General features: G+C 54.5%; 19 protein-coding genes and 1 rRNA gene. 10 read left to right on the top strand and 10 right to left on the bottom strand.

Translation table 11 applies throughout. The features are described from left to right. The first annotated feature begins 56 nt into the window (after positions 1 to 56). The gene (locus FFI90_RS19190) at positions 57 to 416 is read left to right on the top strand and encodes a DUF2069 domain-containing protein (protein ID WP_144780375.1); all 360 of its coding nucleotides are present in this window, start codon (positions 57 to 59) and stop codon (positions 414 to 416) included. 29 nt (positions 417 to 445) lie between these two features. Continuing rightward, entirely contained in the window at positions 446 to 2,260 is a 1,815-nt protein-coding gene (gene tfpB, locus FFI90_RS19185; protein ID WP_144780374.1) for a type IV pilus assembly ATPase TfpB, read from the top strand. A gap of 66 nt (positions 2,261 to 2,326) precedes the next feature. Here tfpB and FFI90_RS19180 read toward each other — a convergent pair whose 3' ends face one another. From FFI90_RS19180 to smrA, 9 genes are all read right to left on the bottom strand, one after another. Continuing rightward, complete coding sequence (locus FFI90_RS19180; protein WP_144780373.1) at positions 2,327 to 3,382, bottom strand: DUF3080 domain-containing protein; 1,056 nt, start codon at positions 3,380 to 3,382, stop codon at positions 2,327 to 2,329. A 39-nt stretch (positions 3,383 to 3,421) separates the two neighbouring features. After that, complete coding sequence (gene mtnC / locus FFI90_RS19175; protein WP_144780372.1) at positions 3,422 to 4,114, bottom strand: acireductone synthase; 693 nt, start codon at positions 4,112 to 4,114, stop codon at positions 3,422 to 3,424. Then, complete coding sequence (locus tag FFI90_RS19170) at positions 4,111 to 4,671, bottom strand: 1,2-dihydroxy-3-keto-5-methylthiopentene dioxygenase (protein ID WP_144780371.1); 561 nt, start codon at positions 4,669 to 4,671, stop codon at positions 4,111 to 4,113. The genes mtnC and FFI90_RS19170 overlap by 4 nt, the downstream gene beginning before the upstream one ends. Beyond that, entirely contained in the window at positions 4,668 to 5,294 is a 627-nt protein-coding gene (locus tag FFI90_RS19165) for a methylthioribulose 1-phosphate dehydratase (RefSeq protein ID WP_144780370.1), read from the bottom strand. Before FFI90_RS19165 ends, FFI90_RS19170 begins: the two co-directional genes overlap by 4 nt. Before the next feature lie 4 nt (positions 5,295 to 5,298). Then, on the bottom strand, positions 5,299 to 6,321 hold the full coding sequence (locus FFI90_RS19160; RefSeq protein ID WP_144780369.1) for an XdhC family protein: 1,023 nt from the start codon (positions 6,319 to 6,321) through the stop codon (positions 5,299 to 5,301). Further along, a complete protein-coding gene (locus FFI90_RS19155) occupies positions 6,314 to 8,518 on the bottom strand; it encodes a xanthine dehydrogenase family protein molybdopterin-binding subunit (protein WP_144780368.1) in 2,205 nt (734 codons plus the stop codon). Before FFI90_RS19155 ends, FFI90_RS19160 begins: the two co-directional genes overlap by 8 nt. A 1-nt stretch (position 8,519) precedes the next feature. Continuing rightward, positions 8,520 to 9,029: a (2Fe-2S)-binding protein gene (locus tag FFI90_RS19150; RefSeq protein ID WP_144780367.1), complete on the bottom strand. Its 510-nt coding sequence runs from the start codon at positions 9,027 to 9,029 to the stop codon at positions 8,520 to 8,522. A gap of 93 nt (positions 9,030 to 9,122) precedes the next feature. Further along, positions 9,123 to 9,314: a membrane lipoprotein lipid attachment site-containing protein gene (locus FFI90_RS19145; protein ID WP_144780366.1), complete on the bottom strand. Its 192-nt coding sequence runs from the start codon at positions 9,312 to 9,314 to the stop codon at positions 9,123 to 9,125. A 65-nt stretch (positions 9,315 to 9,379) separates the two neighbouring features. Beyond that, positions 9,380 to 9,961, bottom strand: coding sequence for a DNA endonuclease SmrA (gene smrA / locus FFI90_RS19140; RefSeq protein ID WP_144780365.1), 582 nt, complete (start codon positions 9,959 to 9,961; stop codon positions 9,380 to 9,382). 183 nt (positions 9,962 to 10,144) lie between these two features. Between smrA and FFI90_RS19135 the strand changes: the two genes are divergently transcribed. The 8 genes from FFI90_RS19135 to FFI90_RS19100 all read left to right on the top strand — a co-directional run bounded on the left by FFI90_RS19135 (position 10,145) and on the right by FFI90_RS19100 (position 21,542). Continuing rightward, the gene (locus tag FFI90_RS19135) at positions 10,145 to 12,061 is read left to right on the top strand and encodes a putative nucleotidyltransferase substrate binding domain-containing protein (protein ID WP_144780364.1); all 1,917 of its coding nucleotides are present in this window, start codon (positions 10,145 to 10,147) and stop codon (positions 12,059 to 12,061) included. Positions 12,062 to 12,078: 17 nt separating this feature from the next. After that, on the top strand, positions 12,079 to 12,786 hold the full coding sequence (locus FFI90_RS19130) for a 3'-5' exonuclease (protein ID WP_144780363.1): 708 nt from the start codon (positions 12,079 to 12,081) through the stop codon (positions 12,784 to 12,786). Positions 12,787 to 12,997: 211 nt separating this feature from the next. Next, positions 12,998 to 13,261 (top strand): DUF4212 domain-containing protein, encoded by a 264-nt coding sequence (locus FFI90_RS19125; RefSeq protein WP_144780362.1) that lies wholly within the window; start codon positions 12,998 to 13,000, stop codon positions 13,259 to 13,261. A gap of 4 nt (positions 13,262 to 13,265) precedes the next feature. Further along, positions 13,266 to 15,032: a sodium:solute symporter family protein gene (locus tag FFI90_RS19120; protein ID WP_144780361.1), complete on the top strand. Its 1,767-nt coding sequence runs from the start codon at positions 13,266 to 13,268 to the stop codon at positions 15,030 to 15,032. 97 nt (positions 15,033 to 15,129) lie between these two features. Next, a complete protein-coding gene (locus FFI90_RS19115; protein WP_144780360.1) occupies positions 15,130 to 15,636 on the top strand; it encodes a hypothetical protein in 507 nt (168 codons plus the stop codon). Positions 15,637 to 15,688: 52 nt separating this feature from the next. Continuing rightward, positions 15,689 to 19,219, top strand: a complete 3,531-nt coding sequence (locus tag FFI90_RS19110; RefSeq protein ID WP_144780359.1) for a hybrid sensor histidine kinase/response regulator — start codon at positions 15,689 to 15,691, stop codon at positions 19,217 to 19,219. Next, entirely contained in the window at positions 19,216 to 20,865 is a 1,650-nt protein-coding gene (locus FFI90_RS19105) for a tetratricopeptide repeat-containing response regulator (protein WP_144780358.1), read from the top strand. The genes FFI90_RS19110 and FFI90_RS19105 overlap by 4 nt, the downstream gene beginning before the upstream one ends. Then, positions 20,862 to 21,542 (top strand): sensor histidine kinase, encoded by a 681-nt coding sequence (locus FFI90_RS19100; RefSeq protein ID WP_144780357.1) that lies wholly within the window; start codon positions 20,862 to 20,864, stop codon positions 21,540 to 21,542. Before FFI90_RS19105 ends, FFI90_RS19100 begins: the two co-directional genes overlap by 4 nt. A gap of 96 nt (positions 21,543 to 21,638) precedes the next feature. Here the strand turns inward: FFI90_RS19100 and rrf are convergent. Continuing rightward, a 5S ribosomal RNA gene (gene rrf, locus FFI90_RS19095) occupies positions 21,639 to 21,752 on the bottom strand; the annotation flags it as partial.

The raw sequence follows: 21,752 nt of genomic DNA, 5'->3' as shown, positions 1-21,752 counted from the left end.
ACAAACACGGCCGCGCCACGTAAAGCTCTCTATACTTTTTCTTCTGGAATCCGACAATGCTCCACAATCCCAAAGCCCGCCACACAGCTCGGGCAACCCAGTTTCTTTATCTGGCTGTTCTGGCCACCTTGTTGATTACAACCTTTTATCCTGCACCAGTCGAAGGGGTTTCGCTGACGCTGATCCTTTCAGTCAAGCTGATTCCGCTGCTTGCATTGGTTATACCTGTGTTTCGAGGCAATAATCGCGGCTATATCTGGCTATCTTTCGTGGTGATCTTTTACTTCACCCAGGCGGTGGTTTCTGCCTGGCTCAGCGAAGGTGCACCAGGCCCGGTCGTTCTGATGTTACTCACGCTCCTGTTGTTTACCATGGCAATGGTTCATCTCAAAGTGAACCGGCCAGTGACAGGCTGAAATACTCCAGCACAGGAAAGTGGTAGTTTATGCCCGAGCCCCACAAAACAGCGCATCCATCGCGGTCTCCTGCGCCACCAAGAAGCACGCTGACCCTGCGGGATATCTGCACGGCACTGGTCACCGATGGCGAAATCAGCCAGGACAATGCAGAACGAGTGCTTTCTGCCAACCTCGGCGCCGCCGGCAACCAGGCAGCAAAACGTCACCCTCTGGAGCTGGTGGCAATTGCGGCTCTCACCAGTGAAAACAGCGGCAGGACTCTTGACCTCGAACGATTGACACAGTGGCTGGCGGGCTGGGCCGGTCAATCCTATTACCACATAGATCCACTGAAAATAGACACGCCGGCGATTGCCCGGGTCATGTCGTACGCATTCGCCCAACGCCACGGCATTCTGGCTGTAGAGATCGGGCAGGAAGAAATCCTGATAGCCAGTGCTGAACCCTTCAAAAGTGACTGGGAAGGTAACCTGCGCCAGGCCTTGCGCAAGGATATCCGCAGGGTAGTCGCGAACCCTGAAGACATCCGCCGTTACTCCATCGAGTTCTACCAGCTCGCGAATTCTGTCAACAAAGCCAGCGGCGGCCAGGCACCGGGCAACAACGCAGGCCACCAGAATCTGGAGCAATTACTGGAACTGGGCGCCGGGGAAAGCGCAGACGCCAACGACCATCATGTTGTGCGCATTGTCGACTGGCTGCTGCAGTATGCGTTCGATCAGCGCGCATCCGACATTCACATTGAGCCACGCCGCACACTGACCCACATCCGCTTCCGGATTGATGGTGTACTGCACAGTGTTTACGAGTTTCCCGAACATGTGGGCATGGCCATTACCAGCCGGCTCAAGATTCTGGGGCGGTTGAACGTCGCTGAAAAACGCCGGCCACAAGATGGTCGTCTGAAAACCCGGAAGCCCGACAACAAAGAAGTCGAGCTGCGCCTGGCCACCATGCCGACGGCGTTCGGGGAAAAAATGGTAATGCGGATATTTGACCCGGATGTGCTGCTGAAATCCTACGAACAACTGGGGTTCAGCCGCGAAGACCGGGAGCGTTGGCAGGAAGCAACCTCAAAGCCCCACGGGATTGTGTTGGTAACTGGCCCTACGGGTTCCGGCAAAACCACCACCCTGTATTCCACGCTGAAACAGATCGCCTCTGCCGAATTGAATGTATGCACCATTGAAGATCCCATCGAGATGGTTGAGCCTGCTTTCAACCAGATGCAGGTCCAGACGAATATCGACCTGACCTTTGCCACCGGTGTGCGGGCTCTGCTGAGACAGGATCCGGACATAATCATGATTGGCGAAATCCGCGATCTTGAAACCGCCGAAATGGCGGTGCAGGCAGCACTGACCGGGCATCTTGTGCTCTCCACACTGCACACAAACGATGCACCAAGCGCTTTGACCCGAATGATGGAACTGGGCATTCCGCCGTATCTGATTCGTGCAACCGTGCTGGGAGTTATGGCTCAGCGCCTCGTTCGAACCCTGTGCCCCCACTGCAAAGCGCCGGCCCCGGTCGACATTCAGGCGTGGCAAACTCTGACAAGGCCCTGGAAAGCACCCGCGCCAAAACAGTTCCACAAGCCGGTTGGCTGCCTGGAATGCCGCAATACGGGTTATCTTGGCCGTGCAGGGGTGTATGAAATCATGACGCTTTCAGGCGCACTAACAAGCCAGATCACCGATCAATGCGAACTGGAACAGCTGCGGCTGAACGCCTACCGGGAGGGCATGAAATCACTGCGCCTGAGCGGCGCACAAAAAGTAGCTAGCGGCCTGACCACCGTCGAGGAAATACTCAGGGTAACACCAGAAAGCCAGCGCTGATCGCAGAATGCTGTGAAGAATGCTTTGAAGAGTACTTTAGAGAATACTGTAAAGAGCCACTTTGGGTTATGCCCCAGGCCTCAACCCGCATTGTTCCAGCAGTGCCTGCCAGCCTTTGGTATGACTCTCCACCGCAGCATTCAGGTTCGCCCACACACTTTCGCGGCCTTCCAGAGCTAGCGCGGACTGATACCATGCCTGAAAATGCTCAGGCATAACATCAGCCTGCATGGACGCCAACTCGGATAAGGGTTCTATCAGGTCCGTACGGGCACGCCGCAGGTCGGCGAGGTAAGGCTGAACTTTCCCGATATAGACGCTGAAAAACATACCCTGAACGATATCAGATTGGTTATTTGGCTTGCCGTTAAGGCATAGGGGACGGTCATCCAGTCGCTGGCGCATAACACGCGTTGCATCCCCTAGGCGCACAGCCACCAACCGGGCGCTGTTGATCAACTGGCCCGCCCGGTATTCCGCCTGCCAGCGTTGGTGCACCTCATCCCAGAAACCCAGATCCACATCAAGATTCTGCTCCAGAAGCGCCGCCACTGTTTTGTTTAGCCGGCCCGCATCCCGGGCAAGATCCGAGAGTAGGTCGTTAACCTCAACCGGGTACTCACCCTTTGCGAACGTGAACAGTGTTTCCGCTTCCTCGACGCCCCAGGTTGCGTTCCAGATGGCAATTGGCAGTGTTTCGCGCTTACTGGAAATGGCCTGCTTTAAAACACCCTGAAGCTCTTCATCCTCGACCGTTTCCAGACAGTCGCCGGCGGTGCGAATAAAGCGAACCTCATAGCGCAGGCGATTGAGGGGCTGCATCACCTTGCCCATAACGGAGTTTTTCTCGCCCACCACGTATTGCAGCTCGCAACCGTATAGTGACAGAAAATCCAGCATACCCAATTCCAGCTCAGGCATTGGCAGCACACGGTTACGACGCCTCGGCATTGTCTGTGCAGCGGGAATCTCAGAAAACACTGGTTCAGCGTCCAGCACTCGGCCAACCCGCTCAACATATTCATCCATCATCGGGCGGGCATCTGAGAAGGGGTTGCAACCCGCCAGCAGCAACACGACCAGAGCGGAGGCAAGCAGTCTGGCAGATCGGATTGCTGACATGTTTACCTCCTGGCACCAGCCGCATTGGCTGGCGAACGGCTACCGCTTTTGCAGCAGAGCAGCGTCCACTTCGGCGAAATTCCGGGCAGCAAAGCGATTGGTCTCCGGTAATCCTCCATCCCGGATCAGCCAGGCGGTTTTCATCCCAGCGGCCTCAGCGGCTTCGAGTTCAGCTTCAACATCCGAGAGGAACAGAACCGTTCTGGCTTCTACACCAAGTTCACTGAGAATATTACGATAGGCTTCCGGTTCTTTCTTGCCGCCAATTCGGGTATCGAAATAGCCGGAGAAAAAGGGTGTCAAATCGCCGGCCGTGGTAAAGCCAAAAATCAGCTTCTGGGCTTTTACCGAACCGGACGAGTAAACGTATAAACGCAGACCACGATCGTGCCAGTGCTGCAGATACTGTGCAGCATCTTCGTAGATATGACCTTTAAGCTCACCCTGTTGATACCCCTGTTCCCAGACCATGCCCTGAATCGCTTTGAGCGATGTGGCCTTGCGGTCTTCGCGAATCCACCCCTGCAGCGTTTCGATCAATGCCTCGGCATCCTCACGTTCTGCTCCGGACTCTTCTGCCACTGCATCCAGCTGTTCCGACACTTCCGGTTTATCCCGATGTTCGCGGATAAACCCCGGCAAGTGCTCAGCGGCGTAGGGGAACAGCACATCGTGCACAAAGGAGATCGAGCTGGTTGTGCCTTCAATATCCGTAAGAATAACCCGGATCATAGGGCTGCTCCTTCCAGTTCCTCCAAGCGCGGCAGGCGCCCGGCAATATCTTCGCCGGTAAAATCAGCGACCCAGCCTTCAGGATTGGTAAACAGACGAATACAGGTAAACTCCGGTTCCGGCCCCATATCAAACCAGTGCCGGGTGCCTTCAGGCACGCTGATCAGATCGTTTTTCTGGCACAAAACCGCAAACACCTGATCGCCAAGGTGCAGATAAAATATGCCCTGCCCGCGCACGAAAAAACGCACCTCGTCTTCACTGTGGGTGTGCTCATCCAGAAACTTCTTCCGGAAAGCCTCTTTCTGCGGATTATCCGGATTCAGGGTCACCACATCGGCGGTTTGAAAACCACTCTCGGCCTTCAGCTTTGCAATCTCCCGGCTGTAGGCTGCCAGAATCTGCTCAGGAGCTGCCTCCGCCGGTAAATCCTGGGTTGGCCAGCGCTCGAAGCGAATACCTTTGCCTTGCAGCAACCGGCCAATCTCTTCAGAGTCATCGGTTACTGTCGGAGCCGCGTCCGGGTTATGTGCGTCAAAAACACTCAAAGTCGTCATGGGCGAACCCTCATGGTTGCAAGTTCACATTCAAACAGAAATTCAAAGGCCTCCACATGCCGCAGGCAATCGGACATGGTTTTACCCCAAGTGTAGAGTCCGTGCCCACGAATCAGATAGCCGGGCTGCTCAGGGTGTTTCATAAACCATTCCCGGGTTTCTCCCGCCAACGTTTCGATATTCTGGGTGTTTTCAAAAACCGGAACTGTCACCGCTGACTCATGGGTTTCAACGCCGTCGAAGGCCTTTTGCAGTTCGTAGCCCTCAAAGGTAAGAAGTTCCCCCGCAGGCACAAGCCGGCTCAACACGGTCGCGTTAACAGAGTGCGTATGCAAGACTGCCCCGACGTTCGGGAACACCTGATACAAAGCCGTATGCAGCAAGGTCTCTGCAGAGGCACGACAATCACTTTGCACTGGCCTGCCCTCAAGATCGACCACCATGACATCACCTGCACCCAACTGACCCTTGTGGCGGCCAGATACGGTAATGGCAACGTGCTCGTGATCTATACGGGCGGAATAGTTGCTGCTTGTGGCCGGCGACCAGCCGCGTCTGTACAGGAAGCGCCCGGCATCCACTATGGATTCGGCAATAACGGCGTATCGGTTAACATCAAACACGGTTTTACTTTCCAGAATGTGAAGAGCCTGGCTCGTGGGTTGTTCGCAAATGATGCCGCGCCGCAATCAGATCAGCAACAACGGAAATGGCAATTTCTGCGGGAGTTTTGCTGGGAATATCTATGCCAATCGGTGCCCGTAAACGCTGTAAAGCCGCCTCTTCAAGCCCCAGCGATGCCAGGCGCTCACGCCGGGCCTCAGATGTTCTTACTGAACCCATGGCACCCACATAAAACGCCGGCGACTGCAATGCCGCCAGCAAGCCCATATCATCTATTCGCGGATCATGGGCCAATGCCAACACACCGCACCAGGTATCGCTAAAAGACTCTGCTACAAGATCGTCCGGCAAGTGCCGGTCGAGAGGCAGGTACTGGTGCCCCCAGCCAGATGCGAATGTTTCCCTGGGTTCACAGAGAGTAACGGTAAAGTCAGCGGCGGTCGCAAATTCAGCCACGTAGCGCGCTACCTCTCCGGCCCCGATCAGCAGCAACCTGCACTCCGGCTGCAAAGTGTGAAACAGCTCGTTTCCATCAAATACAACACCCGGGCGAGTAGCAGATGCCGCCTCCAGTGCCACAGCACCTTGCAGGCTGACCTGGCGCGACACTGGCTTACGATGGATCAAAGCTTCCGCCAGCTGACGCACATGTTCAATGGCTGCGCTGTTTTGAGTCGATGCGTCGCCTAACGGCTCTACCAGCAACCGGATACGACCGCCGCAGGGCAGCCGAAAATCATCACGGTCGTTATCGGTAATGCCGTAATCGATGACGACCGGGTAAGCAGCGCCATCTTGGGCGGTGCGGCGCAGGAGATCTTCTTCCAGACAGCCGCCAGATACAGAGCCACTCCATTGCCCCGAGTCACTCACCGCCAGCCAGGAGCCTGCTGGGCGGGGTGATGAGCCCCAGGTTTCCACAATCGTGCATAACCACACACGCCTGCCCTGTTCAAGCCATGACAGAACATCTCTAATTACCGATTCATGGCCGCCGGCCACCAGTGCAGCTGAGGTATCAAGCATCGGCTTTCAACGGCAAACTGCGCTGGCGCTTGCCTGTCAGAGCGAACAACGCATTGCCCAAAGCTGGAATAACTGGAGGTACACCAGGCTCGCCGACCCCTGTTGGAGCTTCAGTGCTCTGAACGATATCCACCGTTACTTCAGGCAGTTCATACTGTCGCATCAGCGGATAATCGTGGAAGTTGCTCTGCTTCACCTGGCCATTCTCGAAGGTTATCTCGCCGTACAGCGCGGCTGTCAGCCCGAAGATGATTCCACCCTCGATCTGGTCTTCCACAATCCGCGGGTTAACCACTTGGCCACAATCCACCGCACAAGCCACCTTATAAACCTTGATGGTTCCATTCTCCACGCCGGCTTCTACCACCTGCGCGACAAAGGTTCCAAAGCTCTTGAACAAGGCTATGCCTCGCCCGCGACCTTCCACAACAGGCGTATCCCAGCCCGCTAGTCGCACCGCTCTATCGAGCACTTCCAGGTGCCGGGGTTGGCCCGTCAGCAGTTTGCGGCGGAACTGATAGGGATCTTCTCCGGTTTCGTGAGCCAGTTCGTCCATAAAGGTTTCAACGGCAAAACCATTGTGCGAGTAACCCACTGACCGCCAAAAGGTCACCGGTACACCGGGATCGGTATGGGTGTGACGGATATCTATATTGCCCACGTTGTAGGGGTACTCTATGGCCCCTTCAATGGCGGACATGTCCTTGGGCGTTGCAATACCTTCGGCAAGCAAGCCAACTTTACCCAGGGTGTCGTACATGAACTTGGGCGCCCAGGGATACTGTGCTGGCGCAGCGTTTCGAACATACCAGTCCAGCAGCTGCGGGCCGACGATTTGATGATGCCAACCTGTCAGCTGATTGCCATCCAGGCCGGCCTGCATACGGTGCAGCATGGCCGGGCGATACAGATCATGCTGCGTATCCTCTTCCCGCGACCAGATTATCTTAACCGGTTTCTTGACCCGGTAAGCGACCGCCGCAGCTTCTTCGATGTAATCCTGAGTCAGGCGACGGCCAAATCCGCCACCGAGAAAGGTGGTGTTAATCGTGACATCACCTGGAGCAAGGTCTGTTACCCGGGCGGCAGCAATACGGCCGAGATCGGGAGCCTGAGTCGGCGCCCAGACTTCGATGCTATTATCGCGGTACCACGCCGTGGCATTCATGGGCTCCAGGGTTGAGTGCGCGAGATAGGGCTGACTGTATTCCGCTTCAAAAATTTTCCCGGCTGCGCCAGCAGCGGCATCATAATCACCTTCGCTACGCTCGGACTCGCCGGGATCTTCACCGGCTGCCCGTCGGTAGGAAGCAAATACCTCGTCGGTGGAAAGCGACAACGCATCCGCATTATCCCATTCGGCTTTCAGCACATCCTGAGCTTTTCTGGCTCGCCAGTATTTGTCGGCAACAATCGCGACACCGCGCTCGATTTCAAACACATCAAGAACACCCGGCATGGCGCGGACTTCACTGTCATTAAAGGCCTGGACCCGCGCACCGTATCGGGGCGGGCGGCTTACCACACCGTAAACCATGCCGGGAAGCTCAACATCTATGCCGTAAACCGCTGTGCCAGTAGACTTGGCGCGGGCATCAAGCTTACCCGCCTGATTGCCTATGTACTTCCACTTGCTGGCCGGTTTCAGTGCGATATCACCGCGGATGACTTCTTTCGACGCCAACTCCACCAGCTGCCCGTAGCGCATGGAGTCCAGCCCATTGGGGTGAATTACGCGGCCCTGGCGCGCTGAGCACTCGGTTGCATCCACCTGCCATACTCTCGCTGCCGCCAAAATGAGCATTTGCCGCGCCGACGCTCCTGCCGTGCGCAGTGGCTCCCAACTCGTCGCAATACTGGTACTGCCGCCAGTAAGTTGCAGCTTGTAAAAGGGGTTGCGGTATTCGGGCGCCACAGGCGCAAACCTGGGAGTGATAGCCCCCGGATCAACTTCCAGCTCTTCCGCAATGAGGGTTGTAAGCCCGGTGTAGACGCCCTGCCCCATCTCGACCCGGGCCAAAGTGAAATGAATCTCGTCGTTATCCGTGATCTCAAGCCAGGCGTCTGGCTTCCATTCACCGGTTTCCTGCGTGTACCCGGTCTGCATTCCGGAACAGCCAGGGAGAGAAAGGGAGAGCATCAGGGAGCCAGATGTGCCAGCACTTACTTTGAGAAAGTCGCGTCTGTTCATCGCCATATCAGCTTAGCTCCCTGGCAGCTGCCGCATCGTAGGCCAGAGAGTTTTCCATTGAAGAGCTTCCAGCCACCGATTCAACCGCAGCTATGATGCGCGAGTAGGTACCACACCGGCAAAGATTGCCAGTCATGGCCGCCACAATATCGTCCCGGGCAGGCGCCGGGTTGGTTGCCAAAAGGTGAGCGGCACTCATTATCTGGCCCGACTGACAATAGCCACATTGCGGCACACCTTCAGCAATCCAGGCTTCTTGCAGCGCATGCAGCTGACCACCCTCTGCCAGACCTTCTATTGTGGTCACTTCACCACCGGCTGCAGATTCCAGCAATGTTGAGCAGGAGCGCACCGGCTGCCCATTCAGGTGCACAGTGCAAGCCCCGCAAAGGCCAACACCACAACCAAACTTGGTGCCCTTAAGCCCCAGCTCATCACGTAATACCCACAAAAGGGGGGTATCACCCTCAATGTCCAGCGAGCGATGCTCGCCGTTAACTGTAAGGCTCAGTGCCATTCCTGCTCTCTCCCGCCATTCATCCGGACTCTTTTCACCGGGCTCGTTGTTTTGTCTGGTGTTGAACCTATGCGCCAGCTTCCTGACAAGGCCTTACTTGACAACCTTCTCGCCGTCTTTATTCTCCCAGATCTTGCGCTCACCGGTTTTCATTTTTCCATTGGAATCCCAGATTTCCCGGTTCTCTGTCGCGCCTTCCACTTTGCCTTTATCATCCCAGATTACCCGATCCTGACAGCCAGCCAGAACCAGAACCGCAAATACCATCAATACTGTTTTTTTCATGAAAAATTCCTCTGTGCGTAACGATTTCCAACTCGACATTTTCGTTTCGGGCAGTTTCTACAACCCTAGCCTCCCTCTTGGGCCTCTCGGTTCAGCTGCTTCTCCCGCTCGCCTTTGCGCACCATGACATAGACGGCGCCGGTTCCACCATGGTGTTTTTGGGCCGAATGAATCGCGAGCACATCGGTAAGCTCTGGCAGCCATTTCGCGAGGTAACTCTTGAGCAGGGCCACCCCATCCGGATTGCGCTCGCCCTTTCCGTGAAGAATGATGACTGAACGCAAGCCATACCGGACACAATCACCAATAAACCTGTATACGTCCCGACGTGCCTGCTCGACAGTCATGCGATGCAGGTCCAGTCTTGCTTCAATGGGATATTGCCCCAGCCTGAATTTTCGGAAAACCCCATTCTGAATACCCGGGCGCTGCCAGCACAGAATGTCATGCGCTGTTAAAGGGTCGACAATGTCGGAGGTGAGCGGGTTAGCGTCTCTAAGCGGCGTTTCCACGGCAGCACGCTGACGCTCCAGGTGGCCAGGCGTCAGTTCACGGGGGGTGGTTATCTCGGCGCGATTGGGTTTCCGGATGCGCCGGACATCCTTCATTTCCTCAAGAAAACTGAGGCGATCATTTTTGGTAGTCATGGCCGTGCTTCAAGTAACCTTTTGAATGAAAGAACCTTACCACCCGGCGCGCTCCCCATAAAGAAAGCGGAAAGATCGTGCGATGTTATGATCGTCACGTTGCGACCAAAATCGTAGAGTGAACACCCATAACTGTGAACTACACTAATAATTGGCAATAGTAACGATCCAGTGGAACCGGCTATGACAGCAGCAAACCAGGACACCACTCGCCCCCAGAACACTCGTTCTATTATGAGCTTCCTGCAGGCGCATGCGCCCTTTTCCAACATGGGCGACGATCACCTCGCCCACTTTGCTGAGCACGCCACACTGCGCTTTTATGCAGATGGCGATGTCGTCCTCTCTGCCGAAGACGGTATCGTTCACAGATTTTACGTTGTTAAACAGGGACGGATTCGTGGCGAGCGGCATAACGAGAAAGCTGAAAAAACAGAAACCACGTTTGAGATCAGCCAGGGAGAGTGTTTTCCGTTAGCCGCCATTATAGGTGAACGCCCCACCCGCACACTGCACCGTGCCGCCGGCGACACCTTCTGCCTGAGTATAGAGCAGAACACCTTTGTTACCCTGATTTCCGAAAGCGAGTCATTCCGGGATTTTTGTTTACGCGGTGTCAGCAGCTTGCTGGACCAGGTTAACCAGCGCATACAGACCGGCGCCATGGCATCCATGGGTTCCAGTATTTCTCTGAGCACGCCTCTCGAACGCTACGCCCTTCGTAACCCCATTGTGTGTTCTCCGGATTTGCCGATACGTAAGGCCGTTGCCCGCATGCATGAAAACAATGTTGGCAGTATTGTCATTACCGATGACAGCCGACACCCGACAGGTATTTTTACGCTACGCGACCTGCGCACCATGATTGCAGAAGAGACCTGCACTCTGGACTCACCGGTTCGCCAGATAATGACGAAAGATCCTTGCTGCCTGACAGCGCAGGCGGATGCATTCGATGCAGCAATGCTGATGGCTGAGCATCACTTCGCACACCTTTGCGTGGTCGATGAAGACAACCGGCTGATAGGAATGGTGTCGGAGCGGGATCTGTTCTCCCTGCAGCGAGTCGATCTGGTTAATCTCGCCCGCACTATCGGTACCGCAACGCATTTACGAACTCTGGTCAGCCTGCGCACCGACGTCTCCAGGCTGGTAGATGCCATGATGGCGCACGGCGCCGACTCTGGCCAGGTTGTGAAAATCATTACGACGCTCAATGACGTTACGGTGCGGCGAGTACTTGAGCTCAACATCAAGAAAAACGATCCGGGCATTCCCTTCACCTGGCTGACGTTTGGCAGCGAAGGACGGCAGGAGCAAACTCTTCTGACAGATCAGGACAACGGCATACTGTTCCAGACACCGGAGGGCATGACCGAAGACCAGGTCCGGGAAAAGCTGCTGCCGTTCGCCCGTGTAGTCAACGACGAACTGGCTGAGTGCGGTTTTACCTTGTGCAAGGGAAACATTATGGCCAGCAACCCCAAGCTGTGCCTGAGCGACCAGGAATGGGATGACTGGTTTATCCGCTTCATTGACGCGTCCACACCGCAAAATCTTGTGTATTCCTCCATTTTCCTGGATATGCGCGCCGTGTTCGGGCCAAAGGAGCACTTGGACGAACTGCTAGACAGGGTTTCGACAAGGGTTCGCAAGAACGCCCTGTTTCAGAAGATGCTAGCCGGGAACGCGTTCCAGAGAAAACCGGCGCTGACAATGTTCCGAAACTTTCGCTTTGTGTCCGAAGGCAAAAAACACGGCCTCGACCTGAAACGTCAGGGCCTCGCACCTTTCGTTGAGGCAGTGCGTGTTTTCGCGCTGGCCAACGGTGTTAAAAGCGCAAACACGCTTGAGAGAATGAACGAACTCGTCCAAAAAAATGTCTTTGACGCAAAAGACGCCGCTGCATGGAAAGATGCTTACAGCTTGATTCAGGCCATTCGGATGCGGTCACACCAGGAAATGCTCGAGCGGGGCGAAGAGCTCACCAACTACATAAATCCGGACGACCTGAACCAGCTGGACAGGCGCATTCTCCGCGAGTCTTTCCGCCAGGCTCAGCGCCTGCAACAGAAACTCGAAGTTACCTACCAACTCTGAATGCAGGCTGCCGCCCCATGTTGGAACAGATCAGACAGTGGATTGAACGTCGCCGTACTGGCCGTACCGGCAACACCGCGCCTGAGAATATGCCTAACCCCAAAACTCCGGGCGATCAGCTGCTTTCCGAATGCCGCCTGATTGTTCTGGATCTGGAAACTACGGGATTACACCCAAACAAGGATGAAGTCATTGCCGTTGGTGCAGTCGCAATCAATGGAGGCGCAATTGACCTCAGCGATCAGTTTGACCTGATCCTGAGGCGCCCTGAGCTGGATATCACCAAGACCGTACTGATTCACGGCATAGGACCGGAAGCGCTTACTCAGGGGCATGAAACCGAGGATGCGCTGCTATTTCTTCTGGAGTGGATGAATGGCGACCCGGTACTTGCCTACCACTCGGCATTCGACCAGAAGTTCCTGGAGAAAACCCTGAAGGCCGAGCTTGGCTACACCCAAAACCATACCTGGATGGACGCAGCAGAACTCTTACCTGCATTTTTCCCGAACGCCCTTACTGACGGCAAAGGCCTGGACAACTGGGCCGACCATTTTGGCCTGGAAGTCAGCGCCAGACACCACGCAGCTTCAGACGCACTGGCTACCGCTGAACTGGTCCTCATTGCCCTGAACAAAGCCCACAAAAACGGCCTTAAAACCCTCCGGGAACTGCACGACAAACTGCGGTACCACCGTCGATTGAAAGACATACACCGCATGTAACCTAAGTATCTGAAACCACTGAAAAACAGACGCCTGTCACAGCAAATCCCCCAAAATTAGACTTTTTGCCAATATCTATAAATCGATTGACAGGTAAAGTCGTAGAAGAGAACAAGTAGGGGAAGTACTAATATGAATAATAAATTCTCTGTCTCGCTCAGCTCACCAAAAAACCACCATAGATCAACAACAACAAGACAGGAGTAATCCTATGTCAGGGCATAGTTACGACGCTGAAAAGTACTGGAAGGCGAATCTTCGCCTTATATTCGGGAGCCTGATTGTCTGGGCCCTGGTTTCATACGGTTTTGCAATCATTTTGCGCCCCATGCTTGCCGGCATTCCCATCGGCGGCACGGACCTGGGCTTCTGGTTCGCTCAGCAGGGCTCCATTCTTACGTTCATTGGCTTGATCTTCCACTACGCGTGGCGCATGAACAGGCTCGATAAACAATTCGGCGTGGACGAGGAATAAGCGTATGAGCCAATTTGGAATCAATATCATGTTTGTAGGCGGGTCTTTCCTGATCTACATACTTATTGCTATCTGGGCCAAGGCCGGAAGCACAAAGGACTTCTACGTTGCCGGCGGCGGCGTACACCCGATCACCAACGGTATGGCGATTGGTGCTGACTGGATGTCTGCGGCATCCTTTATCTCCATGGCAGGTATTATTGCTGCCGGCGGATACGCAAGCTCAGCCTACCTTATGGGCTGGACGGGCGGCTATGTTCTCCTGGCCATGCTTCTGGCTCCGTATCTGCGCAAATTTGGCAAGTTCACGGTTCCGGAGTTCATCGGTGACCGGTTCTACAGCAAGAACGCCCGCCTGGTTGCGGTTATCTGCCTTATTGTCGCGTCGGTCACCTACGTTATCGGCCAAATGGCCGGTGCGGGTGTCGCCTTCTCACGTTTCCTGGAAGTTGATTCCACCACAGGCCTGATCATCGCTGCTATTGTTGTTTTCATCTACTCAGTACTTGGTGGCATGAAAGGCATCACTTACACACAGGTTGCGCAGTACGTTGTGCTGATCATTGCCTACACCATTCCAGCGGTGTTTATTTCGCTGCAACTGACCGGCAACCCGATTCCAGCGCTGGGTCTGTTCTCAACCCATATCGATTCCGGAATGCCGATTCTCGATAAGCTGAACCAGGTCATCACGGATGTAGGCTTCAATGAGTACACCGCAGACGTTGATAGTCACCTGAACATGGTGTTGTTCACTCTGACGCTGATGATCGGCACCGCTGGTCTTCCCCACGTTATCATTCGCTTCTTCACCGTTCCCAAGGTTGCCGATGCGCGCTGGTCCGCAGGCTGGGCTCTGGTGTTCATCGCGCTGCTGTACCTGACAGCACCGGCTGTTGCGTCCATGGCGCGACTGAACCTGATGACAACCATTTATCCCGATGGAACCGCGGCTGAGCCGATTGAATATGACAATCGTCCACAATGGGTAAAAGAGTGGGAAGTGACGGGTCTGATCAAGTTCGTTGACAAGAACGAAGATGGTCGCATTCAGCTATACAACGATACACCCTCCTTCCAGGCTGAAGCCGACGCTCGTGGCTGGGAAGGCAACGAGCTGGACGTAAACCGCGACATTCTGGTACTTGCCAATCCGGAAATTGCCAACCTGCCCGGCTGGGTTATCGGGTTGATAGCAGCTGGTGGTCTCGCCGCAGCACTGTCGACAGCGGCAGGTTTGCTACTGGCGATATCTTCGGCAATCAGTCACGACCTGATCAAAGGCTCCATTAATCCCTCCATCACGGAGAAAGGCGAATTGATGGCAGCTCGAATTTCGATGGCCGTTGCAATTGTTGTAGCGACATACCTCGGAGCCAATCCGCCGGGATTCGCGGCACAGGTTGTGGCACTGGCCTTCGGTATCGCGGCCGCCTCGCTGTTCCCGACACTGATGATGGGTATCTTCTCCAAACGCATTAACAATACCGGCGCTATCGCGGGTATGCTATGCGGCTTGGCGTTCACCCTGACGTACATCTTCGTGTACAAGGGATGGTTCTTCATCCCGGGCACCGCCAACCTCGCTGATACTCCGGCGAACTGGGTACTTGGTATCTCTCCGCTGTCTATCGGCGCCATTGGTGCCTTGGTGAACTTTGCGGTAGCCTTCGCTGTATCCAATGCGACTGAAGAGCCGCCCGTTGAGATTCAGGAGCTGGTTGAGAGCGTTCGTTACCCACGCGGTGCCGGACAAGCTCAAGATCACTAAGCAACAATCCGACCTGATTCACTCATTGAGTTGACAGGTTGTTACTGGACGGGCTTCCTCAGTGAGGAAGCCCGTTCTTTTTTAAGGAAACGCATTTATGTTCTGGACTCTTGTCGCCACCGTATTTTGTGGACTGGGCGCTGCCGGTATCGCACTGGCAATTCGGGCCGCTACCCGCAATATGGCGCCTAAATGGATTATTCCGGTATTTGCTGGTGCAGGTATGCTTGGCTACCTCATCTACGGCGAGTACATCTGGTTTGACCATAAGCAGTCACGCCTGCCAGATGAGGCTGTGGTCGTAAGTACAGAAAGCCGAGGTATATTCTGGCGCCCCTGGTCACTGGTTTACCCATACGTAACCGCATTTTCCACGGTGGATACGGACAGCATTGCTCAGGACACCGGCAACCCGGACATCATTCGGTTCACGCTCTACCGTTTTGAACAGAAGCTGACCGACACAGTTTCACACAGGGTCCACATCATTAACTGCGCATCCCGTGAGGTCGTCCCTATCGGCTCTGATGGGACACCCCGGGTCGATAACCTCAAGGTTCTGAGCCTGAGTGATCCACTGTTCTCAGCTGTATGCCCCGGCTGATGTTTCAGCAACGGCGCCAGGTAAACCGCCCACCTGACGGAAATGTATAGATATGATTAGTGCCTGGCTGCTGGTTTTAATTTCCATTACCTACATTTCGATTCTGTTTATCATCGCCTGGGCCGGTGATAAGCACCCCGGGCTCTATCGCAAACGTCTGGCACGAACACAGGTTTACTCTCTGTCACTGGCAGTCTACTTCACCTCCTGGACATTCTACGGTGCTGTAGGCCGGGCTACGCAGGAAGGCCTCGGATTTCTACCAATCTACCTTGGGCCCTTGCTGGTTTTCGTTTTCGGCGCGCCATTATTGCGTCGGATTATTTACATAAGCAAACGTAATAACAGCACGTCCATAGCGGACTTCATTGCCTCCCGCTATGGCAAATCCCAGCTGCTGGCAGCCATGATCGCAGCCTTCGCCCTGATTGGCAGCGTGCCTTACATCGCACTGCAACTTAAAGCTATCGCGATGGGATTCAGCGTGTTATCCGAAACAGGTACTGGCTTGGTTGCTGGTGCGGGGCAACTGGGTACCGCAGCCTGGAACGATGCCGCATGGTACATAACCCTGGCCCTGGCTGTATTCACTGTGCTTTTCGGCACCCGTCATCTGGAATCCACAGAACATCATCGTGGCATGATTCAGGCCGTCGCCTTCGAGTCACTAATCAAACTCATTGCTTTCGTAGCTGTTGGACTGTTTGTCGGATACGGGCTTTACAATGGCTTTGGCGATCTACTCACAAATATAAGGCAAGCAGACTTGACTGGCATTCTGACAACAGATGCCATTGAGGCTCCGGCATTCATAACCCAGACACTCGTTGCCATGCTTGCCATCATCTGTCTGCCACGGCAATTTCACGTTATGGTGGTCGAGAATGCTGATCCCCGGGATTTCGAAGTTGCTCGCTGGGCTATGCCGATCTATCTTATTGTGGCCAGTGCCTTCGTATTACCTATTGCAGCGGCTGGCCTACTCGCTTCGGAGGCCATGGCTGGCAATCCGGATATTCTTATTCTGCAGTTGCCCATCATGGCCGGGAAAGAATGGCTCGCCATCCTCGCCTTCCTTGGTGGTGGGTCCGCCGCTGCGGCTATGGTTATTGTCTGCTCCGTCGCAATTGCAACGATGGTGAGCAACGAAATAATCATGCCGGCACTGCTCAGGTTTTTCCGGCCAAGAATGAACCGTCAGACGGATCTGAGCTCCTTGTTGCTGGGCATCCGTAGAGTCGCCATTTTTGTCGTTCTACTTACGGCCTACGGTTTTTACCGAATGGCAGGTGAGGACTACAGCCTGACGTCATTCGGGCTTCTGTCCTTTGCCGCAGCCGCTCAATTCGGGCCGGCTCTTGTAGGAGGCATCCTCTGGCGTCGCGGGAATGCCACGGGAGCAACCTGGGGCCTCGGACTGGGTTTCATGATGTGGTGCTACACATTGCTGCTTCCTGCCCTGGCTTCAACAGGCTGGTTTACCGATTCCCTGATTAACGAGGGCGTCTGGGGCTTGAGCTGGACAAGGCCAACCGCATTATTCGGACTGGAACTCGACCAGACCAGCCATGGCATTGTCTGGAGCCTCGGCATCAATACGCTGGTTTACATAACGCTCTCGCTACTTACCCGCCAACGGGTACGCGAAAAAATTCAGATAGCTTCTTTCTTTCACGACCCAAATCCAAAAGGCGATACGGTTCAGCACCAGAGCTGGCAGGGTGAAATACTCACCGCAGACCTGCAAGCCCTTACGGACAGGTTCATGGGTGAGGAGCGTTCCGAAGCCATTTTTCGTAATTACGGGCGGCGTAATGCCATAAGACTTCACCCGCATCGCCCGGCTTCGTCTCATCTGATGAAATACATAGAGCGCCAGCTTGCTTCGGTGATCGGCGCTTCTACCGCCCGCGTGGTTCTCGAATCGACCCTCACGGGTCGCGACATGCAGATTGAAGATGTAGTCAGCATTGTTGATGAAGCATCACAGGCCATGACATTCAGCCGAGAGCTGCTGCAGTCAGCCATAGAGAACATCAGCCTTGGTGTTTCCGTGGTCAATCAGCAGCAACAGCTTGTGGTCTGGAACCATCGCTACCTCGAACTCTTCACCTACCCCAAAGGGTTTGTAAGAGTTGGTCGCCCCGCGGAAGACCTGATGCGTTACAACCTCACAAATGCCAACCTGCCGGCTCGACGTATTGATGAGATCATTACCAATCACTACGCCAGCATGCGCGAAGGGCAACCCATTTCTTATGAGCGCCAACGGCCAGACGGGACAGTCGTTCGGGTAGATGGCAGCCCGATTCCCGGCGGGGGATATGTAACCACATTCCAGGACATTACGGCGATGCGCCGCACCGAACAGGCGCTAAAAGAAACCAATATCTATCTTGAGCAGCGGGTTAAAGAACGCACGCAAGAGCTGCAGGTTATTAACGAGCAAATGCTCAAAGCCAAGTCCGTTGCCGAGCAGGCAAACCAGAGTAAAACCCGCTTTCTTGCATCAGCAAGCCACGATCTGCTGCAGCCACTCAATGCAGCGCGACTGTTTACCTCCGCGCTTGCCGGGAAGGCCAACAATGCCGAGAACAAGGAGCTCGTGGATCATATCGACAGCTCACTCGGCGCAGCTGAAGAGATCATCAGCACCCTGCTCGACATTTCCAAGCTTGATGCAGGAGCCTTGGAGCCAGATATAGGCGTGTTTCCGATCAACGACATTATGCGCCACCTGGCCACCGACTTTACGGCCATCGCGGAGGACCAGGGTCTGAAGCTTCATGTCGTGCCCAGCAGTGCGTGGATTCAGTCAGACGCCAAACTGTTGCGCCGCGTTGTTCAGAACTTCCTGTCCAACGCTATACGCTATACCCCGGAAGGAAAAATCCTGCTTGGTTGTCGCCGCCTAAAAGGATATCTGCGCATTGAAGTGTGGGATACCGGCCCCGGTATACCCGAAGATCAACTAGCCTTCATTTTTGAGGAATTCCGGCGTTTCCAACACGGTCGGGACAAAAAAGGACTTGGCCTGGGCCTGGCAATCGTCGACCGGATAAGCGGCATGCTGAATCACCCCGTAAGCGTCGAGTCAGTTCAGGGTAAAGGCAGTGTGTTTGGGATAACCGTTCCACTCGCGCCGGCGGACCAGGCGTATCAGACCTCTGAGACAACTGCTACCAGCTCCCGGCGAGTCTCCAGCCTGGGCGGCTTGAGTGTGCTCTGCATCGACAACGACCCTGCAATCTTGCAGGGTATGGTGGCTCTTCTCGGCAACTGGAAATGCGATGTAACAGCGGCTCAAAGCCTCGAAAGCGCACTGGAACAGCTGCACGGTCAACAACCCGATATGATACTTGCGGACTACCAGCTCGACGATGACAAGAATGGGCTGGATGCAATGGACGCAATACGCGGCGCAGTTGGGTATAACATTCCGGGCATACTGATCACCGGATATATGGCGACGGACGTTCGCGACGACGCAATCGAACGAGGCTACCAGATTCTCTACAAGCCAGTTAAACCTGCCGCCCTGAGAGCTTTAGTGAACAAACTGCTGAAACACAAACGCTCATGAGCACTCCTGATAACAAGTTCTCGCCTGCCACAAGCGCATTTGGGAAGCTCGCCTATCTTGTGATAGACGACTTTGAAAACTTCCGGCTTTCCATGCGTCATATGCTTCGCAGCTGTGGCGCCGACAACATAGAGCTGGTCGCACACGCCAGACCCGCCGTGCAGTACTGCACTTATAATCACGTTGATGTGGTGCTGTGTGACTACAATCTCGGAGAGGGCAAGAACGGCCAGCATATTCTGGAAGAACTTCGGCACAAGAAGCTTCTCAAGCGCTCATCACTGTTTCTCATGGTGACCTCGGAAACGTCGAAGGAAATGGTTATGGGCGCTCGTGAGTACCAGCCAGACGCCTACCTTACAAAGCCAATCAACCGCACCATGCTGGAAAAACGCCTGGGCAGCCTGATCAGCCAGCGAAATGCGCTATTTCCGATCAATCGTGAAATCGACCGGGAAAACTATCCTCAAGCCATTTCTCTCTGCTTGCAGGCTCTCACTCGATTGCCACGTTATAAAACCTGGCTCATGAAAACACTCGGGGAGCTTTACTTCCTGCTAGGTGATCTTTCTCACGCCATCAAAATTTACGACGATGTACTCTCCCAGCGCGAGCTCTCCTGGGCACGATTCGGACGCAGCAGAGTGCTGTTGGCTAGTCATCGCCACGATGAGGCGGTCGAGAGCCTACAGCAGCTGATTGCTGTTCACCCCGACTATATGGAAGCCTACGATCTTCTCGCTGAAGGCCTTGAGCGCCAGAACAAACCTGGCCTTGCACAGAAGATTCTTGAGCGTGCGACTGATTATTCACCGAATGCACTGCTCCGGCAAAAGCACTTGGCTGAGCTGGCCGAGTCAAACCAGGATATGGATACGGCAGCCAAGGCGTGGCAGCGCACAGTGGATCTGGGGACACACTCGATTCACGATAGCCCACAGCACTATCTCGCTCTCAGCCACACCCTCTGCGATCTCTGCGAAGGCGACACAGGAGTAGAAGGGGCCGAACTTGCAAACGATGCCTTTTCAGTTCTTGGCAAGATGGAGAAGCGATTTACCGACGATGATGGCCTCACTCTTCGTAGTCAGATTGTCCAATGCCGGATCTACGCAGGCCAGCAGAAAGTACAAAAAGCCGAGGCAATACTTGAGAGCATTCGCCCGGAACTGAAAAACGCCTCTTCTCCTGATGTTGAAACTGGCCTGGACTATGCAAAAACGCTCTTCCGCCTCGGCTACGGCGAGGAGGCCAAGGCGTTATTGGGAGAATTGGCTGAACGGTTCAGGGAAAATCCTCCAACCCTGAGAAAGATTGAAAGTTTGCTGGATGAGCCTGTCGGCTTTCGCATGAAGGTCAAGGCACGTCGTCTGAACCGGGACGGAATAAAAGCCTTTGAGTCGGGCGACCTCAAGGAGGCCGCAAACATCTTCACAAAGGCACTGGAGATGATACCGGACCACCCTGCCCTGAACCTCAACCAGGTTCAGGTGCTGATGAAAGAGTATGAGGACAACACCAGCAACAAGGATCTGCTTGAACGCTGCCGGCAGCATTTGGGTTACTTGACTGGGCTACCAGAGCATCACGGACAATATCGACGTTACCTTGCTTTACAACGCAAACTGAAGGCACTGAACCTATGAAAAACCGGAATATTGACTTCTCTATGGTTCTCGCTCTGGCCGTACATGACATGAAAAATTCACTTGGGATGCTGCTCAATTCCCTGGATGAGCTCAGGGCAGAGAACGAGGATAAGCTCAACGACTCTTCAAGGTTCAACACACTCCAGTATGAAGCTGAGCGAATACACAATGACCTCGTACAGCTTCTGGGGATTTACAGGCTTGGCGAAAACAACCTTTCTGCACACATGGAAGAGCACTTTGTTCCTGACTTTCTGGCTGAACACCTTTCCCGACACACACCACTTCTCGAAGGCCTGGATATCAAGTGCTCCATTGAAGCTGACGAGATAAACGGCTTTTTTGATGCTGACCTGCTGACCGGGGCGCTGAACAACACCATCAATAATGCAATCCGGTATACCAAAACCAGGATCAGGCTAACGGCCAACGAACGTGATGGCTTCCTTGTTATCGGGGTAGAAGATGACGGTGAGGGCTACCCTGAGAATATGCAGCATACAGGAACACTGAATTTCAAATCCCTGGACTTCAACACGGGCAGCACAAGTCTGGGCCTGTTCTTTGTTTCTGCGGTGGCGGATCTTCACAGCGAGGGAGAACGGACAGGCTACATCAAGCTCCACAATGGTGGGCATCTAGGTGGTGGTGTTTTCGAAATCTGGCTTCCATAGTATTGTAAGAGGAGCAGTGTTCCGCTGCCCGGCGGGTCGATTTTCAGACAAAAAAAAGCCCCGACAGCAACGCTGTCGAGGCAATTCTAATTAAGAGTCTGACGATGACCTACTCTCACATGGGCAAATGCCACACTACCATCGGCGCAGGCCTGTTTCACTTCTGAGTTCGGGATGGGATCAGGTGGTGCCAGGCCGCTATAGTCGTCA

The organism is Marinobacter maritimus (assembly GCF_007671675.1).
Lineage (GTDB): Bacteria > Pseudomonadota > Gammaproteobacteria > Pseudomonadales > Oleiphilaceae > Marinobacter > Marinobacter maritimus.
The sequence above is the reverse complement of the archived record's forward strand: the minus strand, read 5'-3'. Positions and strand labels throughout refer to the sequence as shown.

Coding starts and splice junctions, on each gene's coding strand:
- smrA (WP_144780365.1), bottom strand. CDS start 9,961: ATGACTACCAAAAATGATCGCCTCAGTTTTCTTGAGGAAATGAAGGAT.
- FFI90_RS19160 (WP_144780369.1), bottom strand. CDS start 6,321: ATGCTTGATACCTCAGCTGCACTGGTGGCCGGCGGCCATGAATCGGTA.
- FFI90_RS19170 (WP_144780371.1), bottom strand. CDS start 4,671: ATGACGACTTTGAGTGTTTTTGACGCACATAACCCGGACGCGGCTCCG.
- FFI90_RS19150 (WP_144780367.1), bottom strand. CDS start 9,029: ATGGCACTGAGCCTTACAGTTAACGGCGAGCATCGCTCGCTGGACATT.
- FFI90_RS19125 (WP_144780362.1), top strand. CDS start 12,998: ATGTCAGGGCATAGTTACGACGCTGAAAAGTACTGGAAGGCGAATCTT.
- FFI90_RS19135 (WP_144780364.1), top strand. CDS start 10,145: ATGACAGCAGCAAACCAGGACACCACTCGCCCCCAGAACACTCGTTCT.
- FFI90_RS19105 (WP_144780358.1), top strand. CDS start 19,216: ATGAGCACTCCTGATAACAAGTTCTCGCCTGCCACAAGCGCATTTGGG.
- FFI90_RS19110 (WP_144780359.1), top strand. CDS start 15,689: ATGATTAGTGCCTGGCTGCTGGTTTTAATTTCCATTACCTACATTTCG.
- FFI90_RS19100 (WP_144780357.1), top strand. CDS start 20,862: ATGAAAAACCGGAATATTGACTTCTCTATGGTTCTCGCTCTGGCCGTA.
- FFI90_RS19180 (WP_144780373.1), bottom strand. CDS start 3,382: ATGTCAGCAATCCGATCTGCCAGACTGCTTGCCTCCGCTCTGGTCGTG.
- mtnC (WP_144780372.1), bottom strand. CDS start 4,114: ATGATCCGGGTTATTCTTACGGATATTGAAGGCACAACCAGCTCGATC.
- FFI90_RS19190 (WP_144780375.1), top strand. CDS start 57: ATGCTCCACAATCCCAAAGCCCGCCACACAGCTCGGGCAACCCAGTTT.
- FFI90_RS19115 (WP_144780360.1), top strand. CDS start 15,130: ATGTTCTGGACTCTTGTCGCCACCGTATTTTGTGGACTGGGCGCTGCC.
- FFI90_RS19155 (WP_144780368.1), bottom strand. CDS start 8,518: ATGGCGATGAACAGACGCGACTTTCTCAAAGTAAGTGCTGGCACATCT.
- FFI90_RS19145 (WP_144780366.1), bottom strand. CDS start 9,314: ATGAAAAAAACAGTATTGATGGTATTTGCGGTTCTGGTTCTGGCTGGC.
- FFI90_RS19120 (WP_144780361.1), top strand. CDS start 13,266: ATGAGCCAATTTGGAATCAATATCATGTTTGTAGGCGGGTCTTTCCTG.
- FFI90_RS19130 (WP_144780363.1), top strand. CDS start 12,079: ATGTTGGAACAGATCAGACAGTGGATTGAACGTCGCCGTACTGGCCGT.
- tfpB (WP_144780374.1), top strand. CDS start 446: ATGCCCGAGCCCCACAAAACAGCGCATCCATCGCGGTCTCCTGCGCCA.